General features: G+C 69.2%; 11 protein-coding genes and 3 rRNA genes. 4 read left to right on the top strand and 10 right to left on the bottom strand.

What is annotated here, in order from left to right; genetic code table 11:
* Positions 1-115: 115 nt before the first annotated feature.
* The 7 genes from QOM21_RS19420 to QOM21_RS19390 all read right to left on the bottom strand — a co-directional run bounded on the left by QOM21_RS19420 (position 116) and on the right by QOM21_RS19390 (position 9,742).
* Complete coding sequence (locus QOM21_RS19420) at positions 116-1,291, bottom strand: acetoin utilization protein AcuC (protein ID WP_407551766.1); 1,176 nt, start codon at positions 1,289-1,291, stop codon at positions 116-118.
* Positions 1,242-2,498: an MFS transporter gene (locus QOM21_RS19415; RefSeq protein WP_407551764.1), complete on the bottom strand. Its 1,257-nt coding sequence runs from the start codon at positions 2,496-2,498 to the stop codon at positions 1,242-1,244. Before QOM21_RS19415 ends, QOM21_RS19420 begins: the two co-directional genes overlap by 50 nt.
* Before the next feature lie 112 nt (positions 2,499-2,610).
* Positions 2,611-3,255 (bottom strand): HAD family hydrolase, encoded by a 645-nt coding sequence (locus tag QOM21_RS19410; RefSeq protein ID WP_407551762.1) that lies wholly within the window; start codon positions 3,253-3,255, stop codon positions 2,611-2,613.
* Positions 3,256-3,337: 82 nt separating this feature from the next.
* Positions 3,338-3,454: ribosomal RNA gene (gene rrf, locus QOM21_RS19405) — 5S ribosomal RNA — on the bottom strand.
* A 74-nt stretch (positions 3,455-3,528) separates the two neighbouring features.
* Positions 3,529-6,652, bottom strand: a 23S ribosomal RNA gene (locus tag QOM21_RS19400).
* 303 nt (positions 6,653-6,955) lie between these two features.
* Positions 6,956-8,484 (bottom strand): 16S ribosomal RNA (locus QOM21_RS19395).
* Together the 16S, 23S and 5S rRNA genes form the textbook arrangement of a ribosomal RNA operon.
* A gap of 697 nt (positions 8,485-9,181) precedes the next feature.
* Positions 9,182-9,742, bottom strand: coding sequence for a MarR family winged helix-turn-helix transcriptional regulator (locus QOM21_RS19390; protein WP_407551760.1), 561 nt, complete (start codon positions 9,740-9,742; stop codon positions 9,182-9,184).
* A 212-nt stretch (positions 9,743-9,954) separates the two neighbouring features.
* On the opposite strand from QOM21_RS19390, the gene QOM21_RS19385 reads away from it, so the two are divergent.
* Complete coding sequence (locus tag QOM21_RS19385; RefSeq protein WP_407555726.1) at positions 9,955-11,268, top strand: MFS transporter; 1,314 nt, start codon at positions 9,955-9,957, stop codon at positions 11,266-11,268.
* Between the two features lie 171 nt (positions 11,269-11,439).
* Here the strand turns inward: QOM21_RS19385 and QOM21_RS19380 are convergent, their stop codons facing one another.
* Together QOM21_RS19380 and QOM21_RS19375 are read right to left on the bottom strand one after the other, a co-directional pair.
* On the bottom strand, positions 11,440-13,254 hold the full coding sequence (locus QOM21_RS19380) for a SpoIIE family protein phosphatase (protein WP_407551758.1): 1,815 nt from the start codon (positions 13,252-13,254) through the stop codon (positions 11,440-11,442).
* A 312-nt stretch (positions 13,255-13,566) separates the two neighbouring features.
* Positions 13,567-14,889, bottom strand: coding sequence for an NAD(P)/FAD-dependent oxidoreductase (locus tag QOM21_RS19375; RefSeq protein ID WP_407555725.1), 1,323 nt, complete (start codon positions 14,887-14,889; stop codon positions 13,567-13,569).
* A 511-nt stretch (positions 14,890-15,400) separates the two neighbouring features.
* Here QOM21_RS19375 and QOM21_RS19370 point away from each other — a divergent pair.
* Together QOM21_RS19370 and QOM21_RS19365 are read left to right on the top strand one after the other, a co-directional pair.
* Complete coding sequence (locus tag QOM21_RS19370) at positions 15,401-16,276, top strand: TetR/AcrR family transcriptional regulator (RefSeq protein WP_407551756.1); 876 nt, start codon at positions 15,401-15,403, stop codon at positions 16,274-16,276.
* A 320-nt stretch (positions 16,277-16,596) separates the two neighbouring features.
* Positions 16,597-18,702 (top strand): sigma-70 family RNA polymerase sigma factor, encoded by a 2,106-nt coding sequence (locus QOM21_RS19365; RefSeq protein WP_407551755.1) that lies wholly within the window; start codon positions 16,597-16,599, stop codon positions 18,700-18,702.
* Positions 18,703-19,017: 315 nt separating this feature from the next.
* Here the strand turns inward: QOM21_RS19365 and QOM21_RS19360 are convergent, their stop codons facing one another.
* On the bottom strand, positions 19,018-21,099 hold the full coding sequence (locus QOM21_RS19360; RefSeq protein ID WP_407551753.1) for an asparagine synthase-related protein: 2,082 nt from the start codon (positions 21,097-21,099) through the stop codon (positions 19,018-19,020).
* 724 nt (positions 21,100-21,823) lie between these two features.
* Between QOM21_RS19360 and QOM21_RS19355 the strand changes: the two genes are divergently transcribed.
* Entirely contained in the window at positions 21,824-23,272 is a 1,449-nt protein-coding gene (locus QOM21_RS19355) for an MFS transporter (protein ID WP_393893254.1), read from the top strand.
* The last annotated feature ends 224 nt before the right edge of the window (positions 23,273-23,496 follow it).

The raw sequence follows: 23,496 nt of genomic DNA, 5'->3' as shown, positions 1-23,496 counted from the left end.
TCCGAGCGCACGCGGACGCGTACCCGGCCCGCCCATGCCGCCCACGCGCTACGGGCAGGGCCCGCTCTCCTCCTTGTGAACGGCCGGCACCCGGCCGTCCCTCCGGCGGCAGCCCTCAGGGCAGCAGCCCGTGCGAAGGGAACACCGCCCGGCGGGTCGCCAGCACCGCCTGGTCCAGGCGGTCCGCCGGGTCGTATCCACCGTCGGCGAAGTCCCGCCACTGCGGCGTACGCCCGTCCGTCATCCGCAGCTGCCCCAACTGACGGGTCCTGCGGAACACTTCGTGCCGCCACGACTCCGGCACCATCGAGGTCGGCTCGATCGGCCGGCCCGCCGCGATCGCCGTCAGATGCGTCCAGCTGCGCGGCACCACGTCCACCACCTCGTAGCCGCCGCCCCCCAGGGCGACCCAGCGGCCGTCCGCGTGCTTGTGCGCCAGGTCGTGGCAGGACTCCGCCACCGACCGCTGTGCGTCGAGGCTCACCGCCAGATGTGCCAGCGGATCCTCGAAGTGGGTGTCCGCGCCGTGCTGCGTCACCAGCACCTGCGGGCGGAACGCGCCCAGCAGCTCCGGCACCACCGCGTGAAAGGCCCGCAGCCAGCCCTCGTCCCCGGTTCCGGCCGGCAGCGCCACATTGACCGCGCTGCCCTCCGCGCCCTCGCCACCGGTCTCCTCCGGCCAGCCGGTCTGCGGGAAGAGCGTCCGCGGATGCTCGTGCAGCGAGATCGTCAGGACCCGCGGGTCGTCCCAGAACGCCGCCTGAACGCCGTCGCCGTGGTGCACGTCCACATCCACGTAGGCGACGCGCTCGACGCCCAGCTCCAGCAGCCGGGCGATCGCCAGCGCGGCGTCGTTGTAGATGCAGAAGCCGGCCGCGCCGCCCGGCATGGCGTGGTGCAGCCCACCACTGAAGTTCACCGCGTGCAGCGCGTCACCGCGCCAGACCGCCTCGGCCGCCCCCACGGACTGCCCGGCGATCAGCGCCGACGCCTCGTGCATACCGGCGAAGGCCGGATCGTCCTCGGTGCCCAAGCCGTACGCGGTATCCGCGACGGACGGGTCGGCCGAGGCGGCCCGGACCGCCGCGATGTAGTCCTCCCGGTGCACCAGCCGCAGGGTGGACTGCCCGGCGGGCTTGGCGGCAACCACCTCCAGAGGCCCTCGGTCGAGCTCGTACGCCTCCACCAGGCGCATGGTCAGCGCGAGCCGGACCGGGTCCATGGGGTGCCCGGGCCCGAAGTTATAGCTCGTTACTGCCTCGTCCCACATCAGCTGTGCACGGCCGCTCATGCCTGTCACCGTATCGGGCCTGTTGAGAACCGAACGAACGGGCATACACGAGCGTCACCAGCACGAGAGCCATCGGGACGAGCATGGCCCCGCGATAGCTCCAGGCATCGCCCAGAGCCCCCACCAAAGGAGAACCGACCAGAAAACCGACATAGTTGAAGATGTTCAGCCTGGCGACTGCCGTATCCGAAGCCCCCGGGAACAGCCGCCCCGCCGCCGCGAACGTCTGCGGCACAATCACACAGAGCCCCAGGCCCAACAGTGTGAATCCCGCCATGCCGGCCCACGCCCCCGGCGCGCCCGCCACCACCGCGAACCCGGCCGCGGCCACCACGGCCCCGGTCCGCACCACCGCGGCCGCCCCGAACCGCCGCACCCCCAGGTCGCCGACCGCGCGTCCCAGCAGGGTGGTGACCATGTAGACGTTGTACGGGACGGTGGCGAGCTGCTCGGAGCCGCCCAGCACGTCCTGCAGATACTTCGCGCTCCAGTTGGAGACCGTCGAATCCCCGATGTACGCGAACGCCATCACCATGCACAGCGGCCACAGCAACCTCATCGCGACCGGCCCGCCGGACGACGCGGCACCGGACGCCGGAGGGACATCCGTCCCCGGATCGGGTCCGGCACCCTCCCGGTCCACGAACCACCGGCCCACGACCAGCGCGAGCGGCACCAGAACGGCCACCACCGGCCCGTAGAGGACCGCGAGCGACAGCTGCCAGTACGCCCCGGCCCAGGCCAGCGAGGCCCCCACGATGCCGCCCAGGCTGTACGCGGCGTGGAAGCCCAGCATGATGCTCCGCCCGTACGCCCGCTGCAGGCTCACCCCGAGCATGTTCATCGAGGCGTCCAACGCCCCCACGGACAGCCCGAACACCGCCAGCGCCACCGCGACCTGCCCCATCGAGCCGACGGACCCGGCGGCCAGCAGCGCCAGACACACCACGGGCTGCGCGCTCCGCAGCACCACACTCGGCCGGACCCGCTTCACCAGGTGCTCGGTGGCGACACTGCCGACCCCGGCCAGCACCGGCACAGCCGCCAGGAACGCCGGCAACAACCCGTCCGAGATGCCGTAGCGGTCCTGGATCGCAGGTATTCGGGTCACGAGGAGGGCGAAGACCGCCCCCTGGATGAAAAAGCTCAGAGCGAGCGAGATCCGGCCGTGCCGCAGCTGCGCTCCTGGTACCCGAGGGGCCGTCATGGCCGCTCAGCCTAGAACTCCCCGCTACCGCTGGGTAGATGGATCACTTCACCAATTCCGACTGACGCACGACGGGTGAGCCGACGGTCGTCCGAGGCGGTCGCCCGCGCGGCTACGCCAGCAGGTGCGGCAGTTCCGCCATGTCGGAGAACAGCGCGGTGGCTCCGGCGAGCTTCGCCCCTGACGTCATCGCCGTGAAACCGTAGACGTCCATTCCCGCCGCGACGGCCGCCTGCACCCCCAACGGGCTGTCCTCGACGACCGCACACCGCTCGGGCGGCACACCCATCTGCCGCGCGGCGTAAAGGAAGAGGTCCGGCTCCGGCTTGCCCCGCCCGACATCCTGCGACGAGAAGATCCGCTCGTCCCCGAACCGCGCGAACAGCCCCGTCTTGTGCAGGGCCACCCGGATGCGCTCGTGACTCCCCGACGAGCCGACGCAGTAAGGCACCCCGTCCGCCGCGAGCTTCTCCAGGACCTCGCTGACACCCGGTACCGGCTCCAGGTGGAGGCGGAATTCCTCGAACACCCGCGAATGGAAGATCTCGTCGAAGTCCGCCGGCAGCCGCCGGCCCGACCGTTCGAGGACGATCTCGTGGATGCGGTGCATGGCGGAGCCCATGTAGTCGCGCAACGAGTCCTCGTAGGTGGTGGGGTGGCCCACTTCGGTGAGGTACGCGGCGAGAGTCCGGTTGGAAAGGGGCTCGCTGTCCACGAGCACGCCGTCGTTGTCGAATATGACCAGGTCGTAGCGCATACCCCGAGGGTAGCGAGCGTGCTGGAAACGCGTGTAAGCCCCGCAGGAACCGAAGTTCCCACGGGGCTTACACACAAAGATTGTTCGGCGGCGTCCTACTCTCCCACAGGGTCCCCCCTGCAGTACCATCGGCGCTGAAAGGCTTAGCTTCCGGGTTCGAAATGTAACCGGGCGTTTCCCTAACGCAATGACCACCGAAACACTATGAAGTTAACCAACCCGGCAAAAACACAGGTCGTTACTTCAGAACCTACACAGTGGACGCGAGCAACTGAGGACAAGCCCTCGGCCTATTAGTACCAGTCAACTCCAACCGTTACCGGTCTTCCATATCTGGCCTATCAACCCAGTCGTCTACTGGGAGCCTTAACCCCTCAAAGGGGGTGGGAGTACTCATCTCGAAGCAGGCTTCCCGCTTAGATGCTTTCAGCGGTTATCCTTTCCGAACGTAGCCAACCAGCCATGCCCTTGGCAGGACAACTGGCACACCAGAGGTTCGTCCGTCCCGGTCCTCTCGTACTAGGGACAGCCCTTCTCAATACTCCTACGCGCACAGCGGATAGGGACCGAACTGTCTCACGACGTTCTAAACCCAGCTCGCGTACCGCTTTAATGGGCGAACAGCCCAACCCTTGGGACCGACTCCAGCCCCAGGATGCGACGAGCCGACATCGAGGTGCCAAACCATCCCGTCGATATGGACTCTTGGGGAAGATCAGCCTGTTATCCCCGGGGTACCTTTTATCCGTTGAGCGACGGCGCTTCCACAAGCCACCGCCGGATCACTAGTCCCTACTTTCGTACCTGCTCGACCCGTCAGTCTCACAGTCAAGCTCCCTTGTGCACTTACACTCAACACCTGATTGCCAACCAGGCTGAGGGAACCTTTGGGCGCCTCCGTTACTCTTTAGGAGGCAACCGCCCCAGTTAAACTACCCACCAGACACTGTCCCTGATCCGGATCACGGACCCAGGTTAGACATCCAGCACGACCAGAGTGGTATTTCAACAATGACTCCACAACCACTGGCGTGGCTGCTTCAAAGTCTCCCACCTATCCTACACAAGCCGAACCGAACACCAATATCAAGCTATAGTAAAGGTCCCGGGGTCTTTCCGTCCTGCTGCGCGAAACGAGCATCTTTACTCGTAGTGCAATTTCACCGGGCCTATGGTTGAGACAGTCGAGAAGTCGTTACGCCATTCGTGCAGGTCGGAACTTACCCGACAAGGAATTTCGCTACCTTAGGATGGTTATAGTTACCACCGCCGTTTACTGGCGCTTAAGTTCTCAGCTTCGCCACACCGAAATGTGACTAACCGGTCCCCTTAACGTTCCAGCACCGGGCAGGCGTCAGTCCGTATACATCGCCTTACGGCTTCGCACGGACCTGTGTTTTTAGTAAACAGTCGCTTCTCGCTGGTCTCTGCGGCCACCCCCAGCTCACCGAGTAAATCGGATCACCAGAAATGGCCCCCCTTCTCCCGAAGTTACGGGGGCATTTTGCCGAGTTCCTTAACCATAGTTCACCCGAACGCCTCGGTATTCTCTACCTGACCACCTGAGTCGGTTTAGGGTACGGGCCGCCATGAAACTCGCTAGAGGCTTTTCTCGACAGCATAGGATCATCCACTTCGCCACAATCGGCTCGGCATCAGGTCTCAGCCTTAACGTGTGACGGATTTACCTACCACACGGCCTACACCCTTACCCCGGGACAACCACCGCCCGGGCTGGACTACCTTCCTGCGTCACCCCATCACTCACCTACTACAAGTCTGGTTCGTCGGCTCCACCACGTCCCTTTGTCCGAAGACTCCAGGCCGGCTTCACGGACTTAGCATCGCCTGATTCAATGTTTGGCGCTTCAAAGCGGGTACCGGAATATCAACCGGTTGTCCATCGACTACGCCTGTCGGCCTCGCCTTAGGTCCCGACTTACCCTGGGCAGATCAGCTTGACCCAGGAACCCTTAGTCAATCGGCGCACACGTTTCCCACGTGTGTATCGCTACTCATGCCTGCATTCTCACTCGTGAACCGTCCACAACTCGTTTCCACGGCTGCTTCACCCGGCACACGACGCTCCCCTACCCATCACAGTCCCCGTTGGGGGTATGTACTGCAATGACACGACTTCGGCGGTGTGCTTGAGCCCCGCTACATTGTCGGCGCGGAATCACTTGACCAGTGAGCTATTACGCACTCTTTCAAGGATGGCTGCTTCTAAGCCAACCTCCTGGTTGTCTCTGCGACTCCACATCCTTTCCCACTTAGCACACGCTTAGGGGCCTTAGTCGATGCTCTGGGCTGTTTCCCTCTCGACCATGGAGCTTATCCCCCACAGTCTCACTGCCGCGCTCTCACTTACCGGCATTCGGAGTTTGGCTAAGGTCAGTAACCCGGTAGGGCCCATCGCCTATCCAGTGCTCTACCTCCGGCAAGAAACACACGACGCTGCACCTAAATGCATTTCGGGGAGAACCAGCTATCACGGAGTTTGATTGGCCTTTCACCCCTAACCACAGGTCATCCCCCAGGTTTTCAACCCTGGTGGGTTCGGTCCTCCACGAAGTCTTACCTCCGCTTCAACCTGCCCATGGCTAGATCACTCCGCTTCGGGTCTTGGGCACGCTACTCAACGCCCTATTCGGACTCGCTTTCGCTACGGCTTCCCCACACGGGTTAACCTCGCAACATACCGCAAACTCGCAGGCTCATTCTTCAAAAGGCACGCAGTCACGACTGCATGTGCAAGCACATACAGCGACGCTCCCACGGCTTGTAGGCACACGGTTTCAGGTACTATTTCACTCCGCTCCCGCGGTACTTTTCACCATTCCCTCACGGTACTATCCGCTATCGGTCACCAGGGAATATTTAGGCTTAACGGGTGGTCCCGCCAGATTCACACGGGATTTCTCGGGCCCCGTGCTACTTGGGTGGTTCTCAAGCAAGCCGTTGATGTTTCAGCTACGGGGGTCTTACCCTCTACGCCGGGCCTTTCGCATGCCCTTCGCCTACACCAACGGTTTCTGACTTGCCTCATCGCCGGCAGACGATGAAAGAGAACTCCCACAACCCCAACCACGCAACCCCTGCCGGGTATCACACGTGACTGGTTTGGCCTCATCCGGTTTCGCTCGCCACTACTCCCGGAATCACGGTTGTTTTCTCTTCCTGCGGGTACTGAGATGTTTCACTTCCCCGCGTTCCCTCCACACTGCCTATGTGTTCAGCAGCGGGTGACAGCCCATGACGACTGCCGGGTTTCCCCATTCGGACACCCCCGGATCAAAGCTTGGTTGACAGCTCCCCGGGGCCTATCGTGGCCTCCCACGTCCTTCATCGGTTCCTGGTGCCAAGGCATCCACCGTGCGCCCTTAAAAACTTGGCCACAGATGCTCGCGTCCACTGTGCAGTTCTCAAGCAACGACCAGCCACCCATCACCCCGCCACACAAGGCGAGTTCACTGGGGCCGGCATCACGAAGGTCCAGACTCGAAAGTCCGTACCCTCAGATACCCAACAGCGTGCCCGGCCCACCCGATCCATCCTCACGTTCCACGCCGAAGCAGTACTAATGACAACCAACCGAATGTGCCGAATAGTCAACGTTCCACCCATGAGCAACCACCGTCGAACATTTGCCGACGAAGTGGCCTCTGACCAACCGAAGTCGGTAAGAAATGCTCCTTAGAAAGGAGGTGATCCAGCCGCACCTTCCGGTACGGCTACCTTGTTACGACTTCGTCCCAATCGCCAGTCCCACCTTCGACGATTCCCTCCCACAAGGGGTTGGGCCACCGGCTTCGGGTGTTACCGACTTTCGTGACGTGACGGGCGGTGTGTACAAGGCCCGGGAACGTATTCACCGCAGCAATGCTGATCTGCGATTACTAGCAACTCCGACTTCATGGGGTCGAGTTGCAGACCCCAATCCGAACTGAGACCGGCTTTTTGAGATTCGCTCCACCTCGCGGTATCGCAGCTCATTGTACCGGCCATTGTAGCACGTGTGCAGCCCAAGACATAAGGGGCATGATGACTTGACGTCGTCCCCACCTTCCTCCGAGTTGACCCCGGCAGTCTCCTGTGAGTCCCCATCACCCCGAAGGGCATGCTGGCAACACAGAACAAGGGTTGCGCTCGTTGCGGGACTTAACCCAACATCTCACGACACGAGCTGACGACAGCCATGCACCACCTGTACACCGACCACAAGGGGGCGCCTGTCTCCAGGCGTTTCCGGTGTATGTCAAGCCTTGGTAAGGTTCTTCGCGTTGCGTCGAATTAAGCCACATGCTCCGCTGCTTGTGCGGGCCCCCGTCAATTCCTTTGAGTTTTAGCCTTGCGGCCGTACTCCCCAGGCGGGGAACTTAATGCGTTAGCTGCGGCACGGACGACGTGGAATGTCGCCCACACCTAGTTCCCAACGTTTACGGCGTGGACTACCAGGGTATCTAATCCTGTTCGCTCCCCACGCTTTCGCTCCTCAGCGTCAGTATCGGCCCAGAGATCCGCCTTCGCCACCGGTGTTCCTCCTGATATCTGCGCATTTCACCGCTACACCAGGAATTCCGATCTCCCCTACCGAACTCTAGCCTGCCCGTATCGAATGCAGACCCGGGGTTAAGCCCCGGGCTTTCACATCCGACGTGACAAGCCGCCTACGAGCTCTTTACGCCCAATAATTCCGGACAACGCTTGCGCCCTACGTATTACCGCGGCTGCTGGCACGTAGTTAGCCGGCGCTTCTTCTGCAGGTACCGTCACTTTCGCTTCTTCCCTGCTGAAAGAGGTTTACAACCCGAAGGCCGTCATCCCTCACGCGGCGTCGCTGCATCAGGCTTTCGCCCATTGTGCAATATTCCCCACTGCTGCCTCCCGTAGGAGTCTGGGCCGTGTCTCAGTCCCAGTGTGGCCGGTCGCCCTCTCAGGCCGGCTACCCGTCGTCGCCTTGGTAGGCCATCACCCCACCAACAAGCTGATAGGCCGCGGGCTCATCCTTCACCGCCGGAGCTTTCCACCACCAGACCATGCGGTCGGTAGTCGTATCCGGTATTAGACCCCGTTTCCAGGGCTTGTCCCAGAGTGAAGGGCAGATTGCCCACGTGTTACTCACCCGTTCGCCACTAATCCCCTCCCGAAGGAGGTTCATCGTTCGACTTGCATGTGTTAAGCACGCCGCCAGCGTTCGTCCTGAGCCAGGATCAAACTCTCCGTGAATGTTTGCCGGTAATCCGGCGAAACACACACGAGAGCGGAACGAGCGGACGGAATAAGTCTGCTCGTTCACAGCGTCCTCGCTGTGTGTGCCATCCACGTCACGTGGACGGGATGGACTTTTCAAAGGAACCTCATCCACCGAGGTGGACGGGGTATCAACATATCTGGCGTTGACTTTTGGCACGCTGTTGAGTTCTCAAGGAACGGACGCTTCCTTTGTGCCTGTTTCACCAGGCTCTCCGGGCGCTTCCCTTCGGTCTTGCGTTTCCGACTCTATCAGATCCTCGCGGTCCTGATTTTCGCCGGTGCGATTCGGCCTTTCGGCCTCTTCGCGATTCCAACCTTACCAGATCCGTTTCCGTCTCCGGCCCCCTGTTGGAGCGGGGTTGGCCTTCTTGCTTTCGCTTTCCGACTCTATCAGATCCAGTCCGTTCCGTTTCCGGTCCGAATTTGTTTCCGATTCCCCGTCGGAGGGGGTTGTTCGCGCCTTTCGGCGTGATCACTACTTTAGCGGAATTCCTCGGTGACTCATAATCGAGTCATGGTCCGAATTTCGGCATGCCGAAATGCTTCCCGGTGAGGAGGCCGTGCAGTAGTGGTGTGCCGCTGAAGCGGCGGGATGGCCGCCGCAGAACCGTTCCGGCTCTGTGGCAACTCGGAGAACACTACGGATCGGGCAGACCCGTGTCAACTTGGGTCAGTCGAGGTCGTTGAGGCGGCCATCGGCGTCCGGCTGGGCATCCTCCACGCGGCGCAGCAGGCGGGTCAACACGCCGCCCAGGAGCTGGCGTTCGTCGCCGGAGAGGTCCTGGAGGAGGTCTTCCTCGAAGACGGAGGCCAGGCGCATCGCGGCGAGCCACTTCTCGCGGCCCTCGTCCGTCAGCTCGACGATGACGCGGACGCGGTTGTTCTCGTCGCGGTCGCGGGTGACCAGACCTTCGCTCGCCATGCGGTCGATGCGGTGGGTCATGGCGGCCGGCGTGAGGCCGAGGCGCTTGGCGAGTTCGCCGGGGCCCAGTTGATAGGGGGCTCCGGAGACGACGAGCGCCTTGAGCACCTCCCATTCGGCATTGCTCAGGCCGAGGGTTGCCGTCTGCCGCCCGTAGGCGACGTTCATGCGGCGGTTGAGGCGCTGAAGTGCGGAGACGACCTGTTCCACCTGGGGGTCGAGGTCCTGGAACTCGCGCTGGTAGGCCGCGATCTGTTCCTCAAGGCTCGGCTCGGTCGCGTCGGCGGCCGCATCGGAGGGCTCAGGCATGCGGCGCAGTATGGCACGTAACTCATTGGCGTTGAAGTCCTTCGCCATGTACTCTTTAGCTTCGAACTTTAGCTTCGAAGTCTTCAGCTTCTGACTGTTCGGGTCCGCCCGTTCCGCTCGCCGGTCCGCCTGCGCGGCCCGGCCGCTCGGTCGTCCTGGGCTTCCTGGCCGGTTCTTCTTCCGTCCTTACGACATGACCTAGGTAGGTGAGTGTGACCACGGCGATGGGCGCCGCGCTGCGCCGGATCCAGTTGGGGAACGCCCTGAGCGCGTTCGGCAACGGCTTCACGGTTCCGTATCTGTACGTCTATGTGGCGAAGGTCCGGGATCTCGGTGCGAGTACGGCCGGTGTGGTGCTGGCGATGCTGGCGGTGGCTGCGCTGGTCGTCCTGCCGCTGACCGGTCGGGTCATCGACCGGCGGGGCCCCCTCCCGGTGGCCGTCGCCGGTACGGTCTCGGCCGCCGTCGGTGCGCTCGGTCTCGGACTGTCCGCGACCGAGCCGCTGGTCATCGCGTCCGCCATCGCGCTCGGAGCGGGGATCGCGGTGATCCAGCCGGCGCTCGCCACGTTGATCGTGTGGTGCTCGACGACGGTGACCAGGTCGCGGGCGTTCGCCACCCAGTTCTTCCTGAACAACCTGGGGCTGGGCGTCGGCGGGCTGGTCGGCGGGCTGCTCGTCGACGAGTCGCATGCGGAGAGCTTCGTGCGGCTGTTCGCCATCGAGGCCGTGATGTTCCTGGTTCTGGGAGTGGCGATCGCTTCCGTACGGCTGCCGCGTACGCCCAAGGTCGAGGGCACGGTGCCGACGGAGGAGCGTGCCGAGGGCGCCTGGCGGGTCATGTTCGCCGACCGGCGGATGGTGTGGCTGTGCGTGCTGGGCTTTGTGCTGTTCTTCGCCTGCTACGGCCAGTTCGAGTCGGGCCTCGCCGCCTACGCCACCGAGGTCACCCGGATCGCGCCGGCGACGCTGGGCATCGCTCTCGCGGCGAACACCGCGGCCATTGTGGCGGCGCAGTTCGTGGTGCTGAAGCTCGTCGAGCGGCGGCGACGCAGCCGGGTCATCGCGCTGGTCGGGGCGATATGGACGGTGGCCTGGCTGGCGGCCGGTCTGTCCGGGCTGGTGCACGGCGCGCAGGCCGTGGCGACGACGCTGCTGATCTCCACGTACGCGCTGTTCGGTGTGGGCGAGTCGATGCTGTCGCCGACGGTCTCGCCCCTGGTGGCGGATCTGGCGCCGGCCTCGCTGATCGGGCAGTACAACTCCGCGTTCGCGCTGGTCAAGCAGCTGGCGCTGGCGGTCGGCCCGGCTGTGGGCGCGCTGATGGTGGGCCATGGGATGTCCGTGGCGTACATCGGGATGCTGGTGTGCTGCGCGCTGGGGATCACGGCCCTGGCGCTGCGGCTGGGGCGGATGCTCGGCCCCGAGCAGGACAACCCGCACCGGTCGGCCCCGGTCGTGCCCGCCGCGCGGGTCTCACCGGCCGAGCCGGTGGAGCAGTCGGAGCCGGTGGGCGCCGCGGTCTGACGGCAGGGGCGACCGCTTCTGTCGCCGGCCGCCGTCCTCCTGCGTCCCTGCTCTTGCCCGTCCCTCGATTCAGGTCACCGGTCCCGCGGTCTTTCGGCCGCGGGACCAGTGCTTTGTGGTCGTGTGTTTTGTGATCACGGGAAACGGGGCCGAATTTCTTCGCCGCCCGCCCTAGGGGCGCGGCAGGGCGAATTCGCACCAGACGGCCTTGCCGCCGCCCGGGGTGCGGCGCGAGCCCCAGGAGGAGGCGATGGTCGCGACGATGGAGATGCCGCGGCCCGCTTCGTCGACCGGTTCGGCGCGGCGGCGGCGCGGGAGGTGGTCGTCGCCGTCGGTGACCTCGACGATCAGGCGGCGGTCCGTGCGGCGCAGCCGCAGGCGCATCGGCGGGGTGCCGTGCTGCAGGGAATTGGCGACCAGTTCGCTGGCCGCGAGCACGCCGAGGTCGTGCAGCTCGGGGGAGAACCGCCAGGAGGCGAGGACGCCGGAGGCGAAGGCGCGGGCACGCGGGGCCGCTTCGATGCCGCCGAGGAGTTCCAGGGCGGCGTTGTGGAACAGCTCGGCGTCGTGGCCGGTGCGCGCCGGGTGCTGGAGGACGAGGATCGCGACGTCGTCGTCATGGGTGGCAGTGATGCCGAGGGAGCGCAGCAGCCGGTCGCAGACGATGTCGGGTGCTCCGGTGGCGCCGGCGAAGGCGCGCTCCAGGGCCTCGACGCCGTCGTCGATGTCCTTGTCACGGCGCTCGACCAGACCGTCCGTATAGAGGACGGCGCTGCAGCCGGGGCCGAGCGGGACCGAACCGGAGGTGTGCAGCCAGCCGCCGGTGCCCAGGGGCGGGCCGGTCGGCTCGGCGGCGCGGCGGACCGCGCCGTCCGGGTCGCGGACGAGGATGGGCAGATGGCCGGCCGAGGCGTAGACCAGGCGGCCTTCGTTCGGGTCGTGGACGGCGTAGACGCAGGTGGCGATCTGGCTGGCGTCGATCTCGGCGGCGAGGCCGTCGAGGAGTTGCAGCACCTCGTGGGGCGGCAGGTCCAGGCGGGCGTAGGCGCGTACGGCGGTGCGCAGCTGGCCCATGACGGCGGCGGCGCGCACCCCGCGGCCCATGACGTCGCCGATGACCAGGGCCGTGCGGCCGGCGCCGAGGGTGATGACGTCGTACCAGTCACCGCCGACGGCCGCGTCGGTGCCGCCCGGCTGGTAGGTGGCTGCCACCCGGAGGTCGTCGGGCTGCTCCAGCTCCTGGGGCAGCAGGGAGCGCTGGAGGGTGACCGCGGCCTCGCGCTGGCGGGCCTCGCTGGCCCGCAGCCGCTCGGCCGACTCGATCTGGTCGGTGACGTCCGCGCCGAAGACGAGTACGCCGTGGTGCGGGGCGACGCACGCGACCTCGGGGTCGGGGGCCGGACCGCTGGCCGCGACCTCGATGGGGGTGCAGGTGAAGGTGTAGTAGCCGTCGCGGGTGCGGTCCTGGCCCGCGCCGCCCGGGACGCGGCGGGACTTGACCGTGCGGGGCTTGCCGCTGCGCAGCACCTGGTCCATCAGCGGGAGCAGCCCCAGTTCGTCGAGCTCGGGGAGGGCTTCGCGGGCCGTGTGGCCGGCGGGGCGGGGCCCGAAGACGGCGGCGTAGGCGCCGTTGACGTAGGCGATGCGGTGCTCGGGGCCGTAGACGACGGCCACCAGGGCGGGGATGGTGCCGAGGATGTCGTGGACGGACAGCGCGTCGACGGTCGGCGGCAGGGACACGGGGGTGGACACCTCGGCGCCGGCCGCTTCGGTCTGCTCCGCGCGAGCCGCGGGTACGGCGCCGGGGTCCGCGGGGAGGGCGGCCGGTGCGGGCTCCGTCGCCTGGGGTGTGGTGGGCGGAACCGCGGGCGCGGCGGACGTCGGCGCGGCGGGCGCGGCGGACGCGGGCGGAGTCGCGCGGTCGGACCGCGCGGCTGCACGCCGCTGTGTGCCGGGGAGCTTGGCGCTCCAGCGCGTGAAGATCACGGAGGTGTACCTCTTACTTCGCGTCGTCGCGCGGGCTCGGGCCGTCGGCATGGGGGAACCGCCCGGCCGGAGGCGGGGGGAGTGTCGGCTGGGGGCACTCTCGGCACCCTCTGGCGGAATGCAGCAAACGTCCAGAATCCTCGTGATTGTCACTCTTTGCAGATACGAGCCCACCCATGGTCACACGTCCAGTGTGACCGACCGGACTGACATCCGTCAGACGCCGTGGACCGGAGCTCAGTTGCACGCCATCGCCCGTTCGGCCGCACCGGCGCCGGGCGGTGCACCAACGCTCCTGGTGGGGCGGGGTCGTCAACTGGCTTCGTTGTGGCGTCCCGTGCCCGCCGCGAGTTCGAATTCGGCACGCGGGTTCTCCAGCGAGCCGAGCGAGACGATCTCGCGTTTGAACAGGCCCGCGAGGGTCCATTCGGCCAATACCCGCGCCTTGCGGTTGAAGGTGGGCACCCGGCTGAGGTGGTAGGCGCGGTGCATGAACCACGCCGGATAGCCCTTCAGCTTCCGTCCGTAGACGTGCGCGACGCCCTTGTGCAGGCCCAGCGAAGCCACCGATCCGGAGTACTTGTGGGCGTAGTCCACGATCGGGCCACCGCGGACGGCCGCCGCGACGTTCTCGGCGAGCACCTTGGCCTGGCGCACGGCGTGCTGGGCGTTGGGCGCGCACTCCGGGCGGGGCTCGCCGGGGCCGGCCGGTTCCGCGGTCAGGTCCGGGACGGCGGCCGCGTCACCGGCGGACCAGGCGTGTTCGACGCCGTCCACCTGGAGCGCGGCGGTGCACTGGAGCCGTCCGCGCGGGGTCAGCGGCAGCTTTGTGGCGGCGAGGATGGGATGCGGCTTGACGCCCGCCGTCCACACCAGGGTCCGGTTGGGGAAGCGGGAGCCGTCGCTGAGCACCGCGACACGGTTCTCGCAGGAGTCCAGGCGGGTGTCGAGGCGTACGTCGATGTTGCGGCCGCGCAGCTCGCGGACGGCGTACCGGCCCATCTCGGGGCCCACCTCCGGCAGGATCTTCCCGGTCGCCTCGACCAGGATCCACTTCATGTCCTCGGGCTTGATGTTGTGGTAGTACCGGGCGGCGTAGCGGGCCATGTCCTCCAGCTCGGCCAGGGCCTCCACGCCCGCGTAGCCACCGCCGACGAAGACGAAGGTCAGCGCCGCGTCTCGGACCGCGGGGTCGCGGGTGGAGGAGGCGATGTCGAGCTGTTCGAGGACGTGGTTGCGCAGCCCGATGGCCTCTTCGACGGTCTTGAAGCCGATCCCGACCTCCGCGAGGCCCGGGACCGGGAGGGTGCGGGAGACCGAGCCGGGCGCGAGGACGAGTTCGTCGTATCCGACCACCACGGCGCCGTCGCCGGTCTCCTCCGCGGCGAGCGTCGTGATGGTGGCCGTCCGCTCGCTGTGGTCGATCGCGGTGACCTCGCCGATGACCACCCGGCACTGCGGCAGCACCCGGCGCAGCGGTACGACGACGTGGCGCGGGGAGATGGAGCCGGCCGCCGCCTCCGGCAGGAACGGCTGGTACGTCATATAGGGCTCGGGGTCGACCACGACGACCTCGACCGTGCCCTGCCGCAGTTCCTGCTTCAGCTTCGATTGCAGCCGCAGGGCGGTGTACATCCCCACGTAGCCGCCGCCGACCACGAGAATGCGCGCCGGGTCGTCCTTCGAAGACTTCGAAGACACAGTCTTCACAGAGGTACTCCTCGCGATGTCGACCAGCCCCGGGGCGGCACCGCTCCGGAGGTCGGCCGGCGGCACGGCCACCTCGGGTGCCGCACCCCCGGGAAAGCACAGCACTGTTCCATGACGCACCCCCGGAACGGCTTTGTCCACAGGCTCGTCGAAATGTATGACCGGGCATGCTCACTGTGACGGAGGGTCGCCTTCCGCCCACGGGAGCGGAGGAGCGCAGGTCAGCGGGCGGGTCGCGGCAGGAGGGCCGGTGCACAATCAGGGCGGATCGGGTCCGTACTCCGATCGGGGGGCGCACTGTGCGGAACTGCCCCCTTCATTCTTGACCTGGGCTCAACTATGTTCGTATCTCGTTGGGGTGCACCCTCTCGTCGGTACACCCCGACCGTCAGGGCGGGGAGTCTCCGGGGGGAGACGTCATTACCGGGGGATCAATATGCATATTCAGGGCTCTCAATGGCCGACAGCCGTCGCCACGACCCAGGTGTCGGACGGCACCGGCGGCGGCACCGGCAGCAGCAACGGCGCGAACGGCAGCGGTGCGAGCACCAACGGCGTGAGCGCGCACGGCGGCTTCGGGGTCGCCGGCGGCCGCAGCACACCGCTGCGGGTGGACGCCCAGCGCAATCTGGAACACGTACTGCGCGCCGCGCGCGAGGTCTTCGGCGAGCTGGGGTACGGCGCTCCCATGGAGGACGTGGCCCGGCGGGCGCGCGTCGGTGTCGGCACGGTCTACCGCCGGTTCCCGAGCAAGGACGTCCTCGTACGCCGGATAGCCGAGGAGGAGACCTCCCGGCTGACGGAGCAGGCGCGCACGGCGCTGGGCCAGGAGGACGACCCGTGGTCGGCGCTGTCGCGCTTCCTTCGGACGTCGGTCGCCTCGGGCGCCGGGCGGCTGCTGCCGCCGGGCATCCTGCGGGTGAGCGCGAACACGGAACGGCCGATGGACGGCGTGACCGAGGCACGGGTGCCGCAGCAGCGGATAGCGCCCGGTCCGGACGCACCGGCGGATCTGCGCCTGGTCGCCCCGCGCGGCGAGGCCGAAGGCGCGGTCACCGCGGGCGCCCCGGAGGGCGGCCCGAACGGTATCGAGGAGACCGTGGGCGCACAGGCCCTGTTGGAAGTCGTCGGGCGTCTGGTGGAGCGTGCGCGGGCGGCCGGTGAGCTGCGCGCGGATGTGACGGTCGCCGATGTGCTGCTGGTGATCGCCACGAGCGCGCCGTCGCTGCCGGACCCGTCCCAGCAACAGGCCGCTTCCGCACGGCTGTTGGACATCCTGCTGGAAGGACTGCGCTCGCGGCCCGCCCGCTGAGGACGGGCCGGGAGTTCATCCGACCGGCCGGGAGTTCAGCAGGAGCTCGTCGGGAGTTCATCCGTCCGGGGCCTTCGTGAGGGGGCGCCGGACGGCCGGGCGGGGCGGTCCGGCAAGGGCGCGCTGCGCCGTGAGCCGGTGTACGCCGGGCCGTGCGCCGCTCTCGCGCGCAGTGTGCCCCGTCCGGGTGAAGGCAGATGCCGCTGTGCGGAGAACTCGCCCCGGATGAGTGGATGCCCCGAAGGGCCCTGAAGCGTAGGTGCCCGGTGTGGCACGCTTGCGCGTGTTCCGGTGTGACGGTGTGTTCGGGGGCCTCGGCGATGGGTGTTGACGGACGGGACGAGCAGCGCGGCGGCAGGGCCGGCGCGGCCGGGACGGGTGCCTCCAAGGGGGAGCCGTCCCCGCAGGTCCCCGGCCAGCCGGGGCCACGGGACTCGGCGCCCCCTGCGGCCGGCCCCACCGAGCGGCACGACCGCGCCGACAGCCCGGCGGGCACTCCGGGTTCCCCGGGCCCCCAGGGCTCCGACCCGAGTGTGCCGGCGCAGCGCGGCCGCGCCACCGGACCGGCCGCCGGTTCCCGCCGCTCCGCAGGCTCCGGCCGTCACGCGCGGCCGCCGGGCGGTCCCGCAGCGTCCGGCGAGGCGATCGGCGAAGGCCCCGCGGACAGCGCGGCGGGCGCATCCGGATCGGACTCCGAGACCGGCGAACTACCGCCCTCCGACGGCCAGTTGATCGCCAATATGCGCGCGGGCGACGACAGCGCGTACGAGGAGATGTACCGCAGGCACGCCGAGGCAGTGCGCCGCTACGCCCGCAGCTGCTGTCGGGACGCGCACACAGCCGAGGACCTGACCGGCGAGGTCTTCGCCCGCACGCTGCAGGCGGTACGCGGCGGCGCGGGACCGGATTCGGCGGTTCGCGCGTATCTGCTGACGACCGTCCGCCGGGTCGCAGCCTCTTGGGCGAAGACCGCGCGACGGGAGCAACTCGTCGAGGATTTCGCGGTGTTCGCGGTGTCCTCCGCGGGTTCGTCGATGGACGACGACACCCTCGATCTGGGCGCGGACGTCCGCGCCATGCACGAAGCCGAGCAGTCGATGGCCGTCCAGGCGTTCCGCAGCCTGCCCGAGCGCTATCAGACGGTGCTGTGGCACACCACCATCGAGGACGAGTCGCCGAGCGAGGTCGCGCCGCTGCTCGGACTGACCGCCAACGCCACCGCCGTCCTGGCCCACCGTGCCCGTGAGGGGCTCAAGCAGGCGTATCTGCAGGCGCATGTCAGCCAGTCGCTGACCGCCGGCGGCGACTGCGCCCGGTACGCCGACCGGCTCGGCGCGTACGCCCGCGGCGGTCTGCGGATGCGGGCCGAACGCGGTCTGCGCAAGCACCTCGACCAGTGCGCACGCTGCCGCACGGCCGCGCTGGAGGTCGCGGACGTCAACGAGCGGATCGGTGCGGTGCTGCCGGTCGCGGTCATCGGCTGGTTCGCCGCCGGGTACGCCGTCAAGACGGCCGCCGCGGTGGCCGGTGCCGCGGGAGCGGGGGCCGCGGCGGGAGCCGGCGCGGCGGCGGCTGCCGGGGGCGGCGGATCCGGCGCCGCGGGGAGCGCCGGTGGCGCCGCCGCGAGCGAGGGCCTCGGTGCGCCGGTCAAGATCGGTATCGGCGTCGGCGCGACGGTGGTGGCGGGCGCGGCCCTGGCGTTCGCGCTCGCCGGAGACCCCAAGCCCGCGCCGGAACCGCAGGCCAAACCGGAACGGCCCGCGCCGTCCGCGCCGCGGAAGCCGTCCCCGGAAACGCCGGGGGAGCCCGCGAAGCCCGCGCCGAAGCCACCTGCGCCGCCGTCGGCCCCGGCCGAGCAGGAGCCGTCGCCCGCGCCCTCCGAGAAGCCGAGCGCGAAGCCGGCTCCGCCGAAGCCCGCGCCGACCGACGAACCGGCACCGCCCACACCTTCGCCCACGCCCACCCCGAAACCGCCTCCCCCCGCGCCGGCGCCGACCCCGTACCGGATCAACGCGCTGGCGTACGACCTCGCGGGCAACGGCTCCGAGCCCGAGGTGCGCACGTTCGGCAGCAGTTGGCTGTGGCAGCGGAACAGTCCGGGCGTCGGGGGCACGAAGTACGCGCACGGCGTGAGCGTTCACGGCCCGTCCTCGGTACTCATCGATCTCAACCGCCCCTGCACCGCCTACGACGCGGTCGTCGGTGTCGACGACCTCAGCCTGGGGCTGGGCGCACTGCGCTTCTCCGTCTACGCGGACGGGGTGCGACTGTGGCGCTCGGATGTGCTGCACGGCGGCGACCGCGCGGTGCCGGTCCACGTACCGCTCGCGGGCCGGAAGACGCTGCGGCTGGTGGTGGAGCCGCAATCCGCCACGGGTGTGGTGGCGTTGGGGACCTGGGCGCAGTCGCAGGTCAGCTGCCGGTGAGAACGGGGCGCGGCCGGAGGGACGGCCCGGGGGCGGCCGGCGCTCGGGAGGCGTGAGGCGTCATCCACGCGCCGTCGCCTGCGCCGTTCCGCTGGGCGCACAGACCGGGCCGGCGCACCGGACGCACTCGGACGTACGCGCCGCCGGGACGTAGCCAGGTCCGGGACGTAGCCAGGTCCGGGACATCGGCCGGTTCGGACCGTGGGCATGGCCGGGACGTAACCGCCTCCCGGACGTAGCCACGTCCGGCCGCGGACAACCGGGCCCGCGCCCGTACGACCGGTGGCACGCCGCTCCCTCTCCCCGCCGCCCGGCTCACAACTGGGCGCGCGGCACCACCCCGCCCGCGACCGCCCGCTGCCGCGGAGCCGCAGCGCCCGTCCAGCACGTCCCGCGGCGGGCGAGCAGCCGGCGCAACCACAGCTCGGTGGAGACCAGTTCGGCGAGGCCGTCGAGGGGGAGCTCGGCGCCCTCGGCCGCCGCGCGGAGGGCCTTGCGCACCACACGCGCCTCGATCAACCCGGCGTCGGCCAGGAGGGGCGCGTCGAAGAGCGTCACCAGGTCGCCGATGGCGCTGCGCAGCCCGGCGCGTACCGCGGCCAGGTGGGCGACGTGGGAGGTGGCACCCCAACCCGGTGGCAGGTCGCGTACGCCGGCCCCCGCGAGCACCGCACGCAGGACCGCGGCGCGCGCCCCTGGCTGCACCCGGAGGGTGTCCGGCAGCGCACGGCAGGCGAGCACCACCTGGTTGTCGAGGAAAGGCGCGTGCAGCCGCTGATTGCGGACCTCGGCCGCCTGCTCGAAGACGCGGTGGTCCGCGGCGTGGCGGGTCAGCGCGGCGCGCGCCCGCCGCTCCCCCGGGCGGCCCACGGCCGGCGAACGGCTCGCCGCGTCCCCCAGCCGAACCGATACTTCGGCCAGCGCCTCACCGGTGAGCCAGCGCGCCGCCGGGCCGGGCCGGCACCAGGCGAGGGCGGCCAGGGAGGCGTCCACCGCCCCGCCCGTCACCGGGGCCTCGGCGAACTGCCGCTCCATGAGCCGGCGCGCCGCCTCGGTGATGCCGGCCCCGTAGGGCGTGCGGGCGAGCTTGCGGGCGGCGCGGTAGACCGTGAAGGGGACCAGGACGGACTGTGCGGACGGCCCGTCGGCCTTGGCGAGCGCGGTGACGGGGCGCAGCAGATGCCGTCGGCGGCGGTCCATGAGCAGGTCGGCCAGCCGGGCCGGATGGGCGTCGAGCACCTGTCGGGCGCCGTCCCCGACGAAGTGGTCCGCGCTGCCGGCCAGCAACCGCCGCCGGTGGCGCCCGGCGGTGATCAGGGAGGGCCCGGGCTCGTCCGTGAGCGGGCCGCTGCCGAGGTCGGCGTACGGGAGCGCCTCCTCGCCGGCAGCGACGACGACGTGCCGCAGCCGCGGGTTGTCGGCGATGCTGCGGGCGCGCTCCAACTCCGCCGTGCGATAGGGCTGTCCGCCGTTCGTGGCACGGTCGTTGAAGGTGACGGCGAGCAGGCGTTCGCCGTGCCCGTCGAGCGTCCCTGGCTGGCCGGGCAGGCCCGCGGCCAGGAGGGCGAGCGTTCCGGACGCGCTGCCTCCGGAGAGGTCGGCACCGATGCCGGGTGCCGGTCCGCCACGGGCGGCGCGCCGCTCGGCGGGACCCATGCCCGGGACGGGTCCGGGGTCCAGGCCGTCCCGTCCGTCCGGGTCGGGGGCATGCCGCGGGGCGGCGAGCCGGGTGCGGACGGCCTCGATCAGGGCGTCCCGTACGCCGTTCACCGCTTGTTCCGGGGGCAGTTGGGGCGCTGCGACGGCGAGCGAGGCGGTGGGCTCGAAGGAGGCGATCTCGCCGGCGCCGCCGCGCAGCACCAAGGCGTGGCCCGGCGGGATCCGGCGGACCCCTTCGTACGGTGTGCCGGAGCCGAGCGCCTCGGGCACGTCCGGGCACGCCAGCATCGCGGCGACATGGCCGACATCGAGGGCCGCCTCCACGAGGTCGGCGAGCGGGAGCGCGGCGGTGGCGTACGCGGTGCCGCCCGCCCAGGGGGTGTGGAAGACGGGGCGGGCGCCCGCCAGGTCGCCGGTGACCGTGATGCGCCGGCCCACCTGCACGACGGCGGTGTAGCTGCCCGGCCACGCGGTGAGGTGGCGCAGCGCCCCGCCGCGGGCCGCGAACAGCCCGACGCGCAGCTGGTCGTCGGTCGCCCCGCAGACACCGAAGACGGCGAGCCGGGTCTCCGGGTCGGCCTGGACCACCCGGACCTCGTCGGGCCGCCAGTCGCCGACCGCCCACAGCGGATCCGGGTCGTTCCAGAGGAGTTGGGCGCCGACGGGCAGCACCGTCCGGCTCCCCCCGTCGGCGGCCGGTCTCGTGGCGGCACTGCTCCACCCCACCAACCAGCGCATCGCCGCCTCCACCCGATTCCCCGTCCGCCGAGGGGCCAACGGCCGCCCGTACAGCGGATTGCCAAGCTGTTGTGCGGACCATGCTGCCACGACAGGGGCGCGCGGGAGGTGTCAAAGAGGGCCCGTATGCGGGCGGTTCATGCCGCGGACCGGCCGCGGCGGCGGAACGGGCCGGCTGCGGGACGCCGGCGTGGCGCTCCGGGGCGCCGGGTGCCGGGGTCGTGCCGTCCACCCCGGGTGGCCCCCCGTGTGGCCCCCGGGACAGCCCCCGAGCGAGTGGCGGCGCGAAAGCATCGCACGCCGCATTTCAGCCAAAGTCCGTTCCGTACTGCCCGGTTGACGGAATCGGGTACCGCGTCAACCGGTGAGGCGACCGGTCGGTGACCGGTCCGTGCGACGGTCCGGGAGGCGGGCTACGCCCCCCGGACCGGACCGCCACCCGCGGGGAATGAGGTGACGGTATCCCCCAGCCCACTGGATCCAGTGCAGCGGGCCGACCCACGCAGAACTCATCGAAGCGCTCCCGCCGGAGAGCGGCCAGCGCGCACGGACGGGCGCACGGGCACACGTACCCGGAGCACATGCCAATTCCCGCACCCCAGTTTGAACACGAATCTCGCCATCCGGGACACCGGCCCTTAACGGTAGGGATCCGGCGAACTACTCTGGGTGGACGCATGCCCCGGGGTACCGGGGCGGCCGTCGCTGTGTCGAGGGGTGCGCAATGTCCAGGGATATACGCGGGCCGAACGAGAAGCTCGGCACCGTTCTCGCCCTCGCGGGTATCAGCAATGCCGGACTGGCACGCCGGGTCAACGACCTCGGTGCGCAGCGCGGACTGACGCTTCGGTACGACAAGACGTCGGTGGCCCGGTGGGTTTCCAAGGGCATGGTGCCCCAAGGCGCCGCGCCCCATCTGATCGCGTCCGCGATCGGCAGCAAGCTCGGCCGGCCGGTGCCGCTGCACGAGATCGGGCTCGCCGACGCGGACCCGGCACCCGAGGTGGGCCTGGCATTTCCCCGCGATGTGGGCGCAGCGGTGCGTTCCGCGACCGAGTTGTACCGGCTGGATCTGGCCGGACGGCGGGCGGGGGGAGGCGGAATCTGGCAGAGCCTGGCCGGATCCTTCGCCGTCAGCGCGTACGCGACGCCCGCCTCGCGCTGGCTGATATCCCCCGCCGACAGTTCGGTGGCGCGGGAGGCGGCCGAGGCCCGCGACCGCGACGCGGCCGCGGCCGGCGACGCGGGGATCCCGCAGCACGTCGGCCACAGCGACGTCACCAAGCTGCGCGAGGCGGCGGAGGACGCGCGCCGCTGGGACTCCAAGTACGGCGGCGGCGACTGGCGTTCGTCGATGGTGCCGGAGTGCCTGCGGGTGGACGCGGCGCCGTTACTCCTCGCCTCCTACAGCGACGAGGTGGGGCGCGCGCTGTTCGGGGCGACCTCCGAACTCACCCGGCTCGCCGGCTGGATGGCCTTCGACACCGGCCAGCAGGAAGCCGCGCAGCGGTACTACATCCAGGCACTGCGGCTCGCCCGCGCCGCCGCCGATGTACCGCTGGGGGGATATGTCCTGGCCTCGATGTCACTCCAGGCGACGTACCGCGGCTTCGCCGACGAGGGCGTGGATCTCGCGCAGGCCGCCCTGGAACGCAACCGCGGCCTGGCGACGGCCCGCACCATGAGTTTCTTCCGGCTGGTCGAGGCCCGCGCCCAGGCCAAGGCGGGCGAGGCTCGCGCCTGCGAGGTGGCGCTGAAGGCCGCCGAGGGCTGGCTGGAGCGCTCGCGGGGCGGCGACCCCGACCCGGCGTGGCTGGACTTCTACTCCTACGAACGCTTCGCCGCGGACGCCGCCGAGTGCTACCGCGACCTCCGCCTGCCGCGCCAGGTCCGCCGCTTCACCGAGCAGGCGCTCTCCCGCCCCACCGAGGAATTCGTCCGCTCGCACGGCCTGCGGCTGGTGGTGTCCGCGGTCGCCGAACTGGAGTCGGGCAATCTGGACGCGGCCTGCGCCGCGGGCACCCGCGCCGTGGAGGTGGCGGGCCGGATCTCCTCCGCCCGCACCACCGAATACGTCCGCGACCTCCTGCACCGCCTGGAGCCGTACGGCAACGAGCCCCGCGTGGTGGAACTCCGCGAACGCGCCAGACCGCTGCTGGCGGCACCGGCATAGGGCGGCGGGGCGTGGGGCGGGCGCGGGCAGGGGCGGGGTGTCCCGTCGATCCGCCCCGTCGGCCTTACCCGTTTCGTCGCCCCTGTGCTTTCCGTCGGTCCCTCCGCCCGGCCGCCCCGCCGTCCACACGCCCGGCCGGCGGTTGCCGGATTGTCAGTGCCGCCCGTCATGATGGAGTACGTCGTCGGCGATGATGCGCGGGGCCGCGGCCATGGGCGGACCTG

The sequence above is a fragment of the Streptomyces sp. Pv4-95 genome (assembly GCF_045782725.1).
Taxonomy (GTDB): domain Bacteria; phylum Actinomycetota; class Actinomycetes; order Streptomycetales; family Streptomycetaceae; genus Streptomyces.
The sequence above is the reverse complement of the archived record's forward strand: the minus strand, read 5'-3'. Positions and strand labels throughout refer to the sequence as shown.